The sequence below is a fragment of the Alcanivorax sp. HI0044 genome (genome assembly GCF_001634945.1).
Genome location: NZ_LWEZ01000253.1, coordinates 1 through 1,159, shown reverse-complemented (window position 1 = coordinate 1,159; position 1,159 = coordinate 1). Strand labels below are relative to the sequence as shown.

The 1,159-nt window shown below is 47.7% G+C and carries 2 protein-coding genes; both read right to left on the bottom strand.

The annotated features are described in order from the left end of the window. The coding region (locus A3730_RS03195) for a transposase (RefSeq protein ID WP_082872237.1) at nt 1-182 on the bottom strand (182 nt) is incomplete at its 3' end. Between the two features lie 429 nt (nt 183-611). After that, nucleotides 612-1,127, bottom strand: a complete 516-nt coding sequence (locus tag A3730_RS03185) for a hypothetical protein (RefSeq protein WP_063519553.1) — start codon at nt 1,125-1,127, stop codon at nt 612-614. Between the last annotated feature and the right edge of the window lie 32 nt (nt 1,128-1,159).

Genomic DNA, 1,159 nt, shown 5'->3' with positions numbered 1-1,159 from the left:
TTGAACTGCTTATCAGAAAGTCGTTTGTACTGCCTGCGCCAGTTATAAATCTGACCAGGGTGGATACCGAGCTCACGAGCCACCTCCACGGCGCTGGTACCTGGATCTTCCGATCTGCGCACCGCCTCCCTGCGGAAGTCCTCGGTGTAGTGGTTGTATTTGTTCTTACGTTTCTTGGCCATAATAAAACACCTCATTAGGTTGTAGTGAGGTGTCTACTTTTCTTGGGGAACTTGGAGGCATAACGCCTAGCACAGCCGCGAAAGTCGGCCTGCTGCTACTTGTTATGTGCCTTATCATCTGCCCCATTTGCGAACCTAAAATATCCAGGAGGAACTCCCTTGAAAAGCACCATTCCAGAAACATGTGACAATACTCCAATGACGGCAATTCCTAGAAGGGCATACGGGCTGAATGGTTCGAGGAACGAAAAGACAACGATTGCCAGCAAATCGAGCACACACACCACAAATAGAATGCCTGCCAACCCCCGAAATAGAGGCCTTACTTTCAGCTCTCTCCCCATAGCCTCAACCATCTACCCTCACACATAACGCCAGCATTTGCGGAAAATTGGAGCGTAGCGGAAATTTATCCGCAACATGCTCTTGTTAGCCATCGCTTCCGCCTCGCCCCCAGTAGTTATCAGCTTCCTGAGGAGTGCGGCCCTTTAAGCTCTCTTTCCATGCAGGGATGACCTTTTCTACATATACCCTAGAGAACTTTTTAATGCTGCCACCCTTAAGTGATTTCCTATAAGCCTTTGAAACAATGCCCTTTTTTTCCAGCCCCGAACTAAACCTTCTATCCATAGGAGGGTAGTCGCCATCTGTTTCAACCGCCAACATACAAATAACAGTTGGCACTCCTGCCCCGTTAAACCGCTTCGCCAAACCGATGAAGTTCTCTATGTCTTCTTTCGTTGCGCTCACCGCATCCGGCATTCCTTTTGCTAGATTGGAAATTTCAAGCAATCCACTAATCGGCACAGGTGGCACGTTTTTCTTTGCCGCATCAACAGACATCAACCTAGAAATTGTCTTCCTTTCTGAATCGCCAATTTCAGCTGAGTCTATTCCATACCTAGCATCAAAATCCCAGATGCTTTTTTTATATGGTGAATCCATTTCTCCCCTCAAGCTGTATTCTGGCTAACGCC

Coding starts and splice junctions, on each gene's coding strand:
- A3730_RS03185 (WP_063519553.1), bottom strand. CDS start 1,127: ATGGATTCACCATATAAAAAAAGCATCTGGGATTTTGATGCTAGGTAT.